Source organism: Brevibacillus sp. BC25 (assembly GCF_000282075.1).
GTDB lineage: Bacteria > Bacillota > Bacilli > Brevibacillales > Brevibacillaceae > Brevibacillus.
This window is the reverse complement of sequence record NZ_AKIX01000106.1, coordinates 1-4,940: the sequence shown is the minus strand read 5'-3', so window position 1 is coordinate 4,940 and position 4,940 is coordinate 1. Positions and strand designations below refer to the sequence as shown.

At 45.0% G+C, this 4,940-nt stretch carries 6 protein-coding genes and 1 tRNA gene; 4 read left to right on the top strand and 3 right to left on the bottom strand.

The window, feature by feature from the left end; all coding sequences use genetic code 11:
* On the top strand, positions 1-699 hold a 699-nt coding region (locus PMI05_RS23875), incomplete at its 5' end, for a serine hydrolase (protein WP_007727421.1).
* A gap of 13 nt (positions 700-712) precedes the next feature.
* Here the strand turns inward: PMI05_RS23875 and PMI05_RS23870 are convergent.
* On the bottom strand, positions 713-1,693 hold the full coding sequence (locus PMI05_RS23870) for an aldo/keto reductase (protein ID WP_007727419.1): 981 nt from the start codon (positions 1,691-1,693) through the stop codon (positions 713-715).
* Positions 1,694-1,732: 39 nt separating this feature from the next.
* A complete protein-coding gene (locus PMI05_RS23865; RefSeq protein ID WP_007727418.1) occupies positions 1,733-2,092 on the bottom strand; it encodes a helix-turn-helix domain-containing protein in 360 nt (119 codons plus the stop codon).
* 174 nt (positions 2,093-2,266) lie between these two features.
* On the opposite strand from PMI05_RS23865, the gene PMI05_RS23860 reads away from it, so the two are divergent.
* Positions 2,267-3,109: an aldo/keto reductase gene (locus PMI05_RS23860; protein WP_007727416.1), complete on the top strand. Its 843-nt coding sequence runs from the start codon at positions 2,267-2,269 to the stop codon at positions 3,107-3,109.
* A 70-nt stretch (positions 3,110-3,179) separates the two neighbouring features.
* On the opposite strand, the gene PMI05_RS23855 is transcribed toward PMI05_RS23860, so the two are convergent.
* Positions 3,180-3,476 carry a Fur family transcriptional regulator gene (locus PMI05_RS23855; protein ID WP_007727415.1) on the bottom strand — a complete coding sequence of 99 codons (297 nt, stop codon included), beginning with the start codon at positions 3,474-3,476 and terminating at the stop codon, positions 3,180-3,182.
* A gap of 241 nt (positions 3,477-3,717) precedes the next feature.
* On the opposite strand from PMI05_RS23855, the gene PMI05_RS23850 reads away from it, so the two are divergent.
* Positions 3,718-4,587 (top strand): YitT family protein, encoded by an 870-nt coding sequence (locus PMI05_RS23850; RefSeq protein WP_007727413.1) that lies wholly within the window; start codon positions 3,718-3,720, stop codon positions 4,585-4,587.
* A gap of 174 nt (positions 4,588-4,761) precedes the next feature.
* A tRNA-Thr gene (locus PMI05_RS23845) sits at positions 4,762-4,837 on the top strand.
* The last annotated feature ends 103 nt before the right edge of the window (positions 4,838-4,940 follow it).

Genomic DNA, 4,940 nt, shown 5'->3' with positions numbered 1-4,940 from the left:
CCGGACGAGCTGTTTATTGCGGAGAGTGTGATCAAAGTGCCGATCATGGCAGCCGTTTTCACGGCAAGTGAGCTGGGGCATTTTCGATTGGATGATCAGCTTGTCCTACGCCAAGAGGATCTGGTGGGGGGATCGGGGATTTTGTACGGGCTATCTCCAGGCTTGAAGCTTATGATTCGCGACTTGGTGACCCTCATGATTATTCAGAGCGACAATACAGCGACAAATATGCTGATTGATTTGGTAGGAAAAGCGCAGATCGACCAGACCATGATCGATTTGGGAATGCGCCAAAGCTGTTATTCACGCAAACTGATGATTTATCCACTCGACATCACAGAAAACAATAAGATAACCGCTGGGGATGTTGCGAGTATGCTAGGTCAATTAGCAACGGGCAGTTATTTGTCTGAGCGTGCCTGCAAAGAGATGATTGCCATTATGAAAAAGCAGCAAGTCCGTAATGGTCTGCCGTCCCAATTGCCAAATGAGGAAGAATCCAATCATCCTGCATGGGAACTGCCGTGTAAATCGGGTTGGGATACTGGCAGACAGCATGATGTAGGTTTGCTGTATACGAACAATCGCTGCTTTTCCATTACAGCCCTATCCAAAGAAGTAACCGCTCAATCCGCTTTGAACACACTAGGATTATTGGGAAGAGCTGTGTATGACTACGCTATTTTGGCTGTCGATTAGATCGGCAGCTTTTTCATTTGTGGAAGGCTAAAACTTGCTTGGAAGCTTCATCGATCTCTTGCAATTCAGAAGATGTCAAAGAAAAGCGCATGGCTTTAACATTTTCCTCCGCATGATTGACTTTGGACGCGCCTGGAATCGCAAAGACCGTTTCACCATGAGCGTGAATCAACCAGTTCAAGGCGATTTGTGTAGCGGATGCATCGTATTTGCGTGCCAGCTCCTCCAGGACCGTGATGAGCGGCTGAGACTTTTTTAGTCCGGCGGGACGAAAGGGTGATGTCCATTTTCGGGGGCCTGTAATGGACTGGACCAGGGCTGGATTCTTATGAAACTTGCCGCTTAGAATCCCTTGCTCAAGTGGAGAATAGGCGATAATGGCAATGCCCAACTCTTTTGCCGTATCCAGAATCCCGTTTTGTTCGATCCTTCTGTCCAGCAGGCTGTATTTCACTTGATTGGAGATGAGACGCAGACCGTGCTCGCGTAATATGCGATCGGCTTCTCGCATACTTTTGGCGGAAAAGTTACTGACGCCCACGTTCTGAATCTTGCCTTGCTTGACGAGCTTGGCCATTTCATTCATTTCGCTTGCAACAGAAGACAAGGAGTAGGGCTGGTGGATTTGATGCAAATGGATGGTGCGGTTATCGAGCAGACGAACGCGCTCGTCAATTGTGTTCCCGATGCTTTTGGCGGTGCGCAGGATAGGCCACCATTTCGTCGCAATATGGGTGGAATCCGCAAGTGGACCGGCGTCGTTTAAGGCTTTTGCCAGCATCTGTTCTGATTGACCTTTGCCGTATACTTCCGCAGTATCAAACCAGTTTATACCCCCAAGCAAACTCGTCTGCACAATTTTTAAAACATCGTGAGGTCCAATGACAGGCCAAAACTTCCCCACCATTCCGTGTCCATTGCTGAACTGCCAGCAGCCGAGGCCTAGAGGAGAAAGCATCAGGTCCGAGCTCCCCAATTTACGCAAGACAGGCATTGTGATTGCTCCCAAGCAACTTCACCTACTCCCGTTCTATTATCGATTTAAGATACTTTCTTCCAATACAGCATACTTGTCGCCGTATTCCTTAATGATATGCTTTTCGCCCCATAAGCAGAGCGAATCGAGAATACTTTTCAAGGTCCAGCCGTACTCGCTGAGCTCATACTCTACTTTTGGCGGAACTTGATTGTAAATAATCCTGTTGATGATGCCATCATCTTCAAGCTCTCTAAGTTGCTGCGTTAGCATCTTCTGCGTAATCCCCGGCATTAGTCGTTTCAACTCACTTGTACGTTTTTTTCCGTGAGTCAGGTGACACAAAATAACGCATTTCCATTTACCGCCGATGACCTCAAGTGTAGCTTCCACTGAAATGTTATACTTCTTCTTCATTGTTGATTTCCCCCTGAATGATAGGTACTTATTAGTGCCTATCACACAAAAAAGTGCGTACTTTTACTTTTCGTTAGTTTCTCTCATAATAACACTTGTCAAACGACATGAAGCACATTAGGTGACTGGAAACAGTCATACTAACATAGAGAAAAAGGATGGAGGAGACAAGTTATGCCAAAACATTTACAAGATACGACTACGCTGTACAACGGAGTAAAAATGCCTTGGGTGGGTCTGGGTGTTTTTAAAGTAGAGGAAGGCCAGGAGCTCGAGCTAGCCGTAAAAACAGCAATCAAGCATGGCTACCGCAGTATCGACACAGCCGCTATTTATAACAACGAAGAAGGTGTTGGCCGTGGAATCCGTGCAGGTTTGCAGGAAGCGGGCATCACTCGAGAAGATCTTTTTGTTACCTCGAAAGTATGGAATGCGGATTTAGGGTATGAGTCCACGTTGGAAGCATATGAGACGAGCCTGAAAAAACTCGGGCTGGAATACCTGGACTTGTACCTCATTCACTGGCCGGTAGAAGGAAAGTTCAAAGAAGCATGGAGAGCATTGGAGACGCTGTACAAAAAAGGGTTGGTAAAAGCTATCGGGGTAAGCAATTTCCACGTTCATCATTTAGAGGAACTGCTTAAAGACGCTGAGATTAAGCCGATGGTGAACCAAGTGGAATTCCATCCGCGCCTGTCCCAAGATGAACTGCGTGCCTACTGCAAGGAGCAAGGGATTCAATTTGAAGCATGGTCTCCGCTTATGCAAGGACAGCTATTGGACAATCCAGTACTAAAAGGAATTGCGGAAAAATACGGGAAGTCCATTGCTCAAGTCATTATACGCTGGGATTTGCAAAATGGCGTTGTGACCATTCCAAAGTCGACCAAGGAGCATCGAATCGTCGAGAATGCATCCGTATTTGATTTCGAACTGTCGAAAGAAGATATGGAAATGATTCATGCGCTGAACCAAAATCACCGAGTTGGTCCAGACCCGGATAACTTTGATTTTTAATAGCTGACGGCATACAAAAAAACTCCTGAAATCATCAGGAGTTTTTTGCGTTGAGGAATAGGAATAGGAATCAAATGACTTCTGGCAACTGAATGTCGTCCATCGTTACCACACATTCAAATTGATTGGGGGAGTCGTGGTGAACATGCTCCTTGAGAATACCCATTTTCACGAAAAAGCGCAGGCTGGTGTAAACGGTTGAGAGTGTGATGTTTGGCATCTCGTTTTTTAAAGTATGGTAAACGTCTTTGGCTGTATAGTATTTCCGATTGCTAAGCATAAGAAGGAGTACGGCTCTTCTTTGGATGGTTAATCTTTTTCCTAGATGTTTTACTTGTTGTGTGACACTGACAATATGATGATCCATTACAGGTCACCCCGTTCTTAGATTATAATAATTACTATATTGTAATTATCCTTTTTATTTTGTGTGCAGTCAACTTTTTCTTTCCATATCTTATCCAGCTCTTGGCTTGAGCGTGCATGTTTCTGGGGGATGCGTAAATCTTACATAAGAGGGATAATGAAATAGGGGTTTTCTTTTCGACCAAAACATGGTAGTGTATGTGCGGATTTTGCTTACGTGATAATGTCAGGAGTGGAACCATGTGGCACGAAAAAGACGAACCGCAATCCAGATGAACAGTCCGCAGCGAAAAGTGCTCGAATATGGCATGCTGGTTCTAGGATCGCTAGTATTGGCAACTAGTTTCAATCTGTTTCTGAATCCAAACCAAATTGCTTCTGGAGGCGTTTCTGGACTTTCTACGATTTTGCATAACATGTTTGGTTTTTCTCCGGCAGTGGTGCAATGGGCAATGAATATTCCTTTGTTTCTATTAGGATTTAAACTTCTCGATCGGCAATACAGTTTGAAGGCGGCGGTTGGTTCGATTGTTCTCCCTTTGTGTGTTATGCTGACCAGCCACCTCCAGCCGTTAACTACGAATCTCCTGTTGGCGAGTATTTATGGGGGAATCGGGGTAGGGCTCGGGATCGGTATCGTGTTTCGGGGGAGAGGATCGACGGGGGGCTTTTCAATTGCTTCGCAGATCCTCCACAAATATTCAGGATTTAGCTTAGGTGCATGTGTAGCTGTGTTTGATGGACTAGTGATCTTGTTTGCAGGGATTGTATTCGATCCGGAAAAAGCATTGTATGCACTTATCGCATTGTTTGTGACCAGCAAGACGATTGATATTGTTCAGATGGGCTGGAATACCTCCAAAGTCGCTTATATCATTTCGAATGAAACAGATACGCTGAGAGAAACCATCTTGTATGATTTGGACCGTGGTGTCACTTTGTTGGATGGTGCTGGTGGATATACCGGAGACGCGCGTAAGGTACTCATGGCAGTTGTCAGCCAAAGTGAAGTGAGCAAGCTGAAAATCATGGTGCGCTCCGTGGACCCAGATGCATTCATTATTTTGTGCCCTGCTCAAGAAGTGTTGGGAGAGGGCTTTCGAGCAGGATAGTATAATAGAAGAAAAGAGCGGTGGGGAGTCGTTCCACTGCTCTTTTTTTTGTTCGATTTTTATTTTGAATGAAATTATTTCAGATTTTCTATTGCATTTAAAATTTATACGTGCTATATTAAATCTCGTGAGCGGGACACACACGAAACGCACACAACGAAAAATAAATCAAATGCCGGTGTAGCTCAATTGGTAGAGCACCTGACTTGTAATCAGGGGGTTGTGGGTTCAAGTCCTATCGCCGGCACCACTACACAATCTGTAGTTGGGTAATGAAATGAAGCGCTTGATAGCGCGAAATGCTCTTTGAAAACTGAACAGCGAAAGCGTTAATGAGTCTATCATTAAATGAT

Bases quoted from the DNA above. Each gene is read 5' to 3' on its own strand.
- PMI05_RS23870 (WP_007727419.1), bottom strand. From the start codon at position 1,693: ATGCCTGTCTTGCGTAAATTGGGGAGCTCGGACCTGATGCTTTCTCCT.
- PMI05_RS23865 (WP_007727418.1), bottom strand. From the start codon at position 2,092: ATGAAGAAGAAGTATAACATTTCAGTGGAAGCTACACTTGAGGTCATC.
- PMI05_RS23860 (WP_007727416.1), top strand. From the start codon at position 2,267: ATGCCAAAACATTTACAAGATACGACTACGCTGTACAACGGAGTAAAA.
- PMI05_RS23855 (WP_007727415.1), bottom strand. From the start codon at position 3,476: ATGGATCATCATATTGTCAGTGTCACACAACAAGTAAAACATCTAGGA.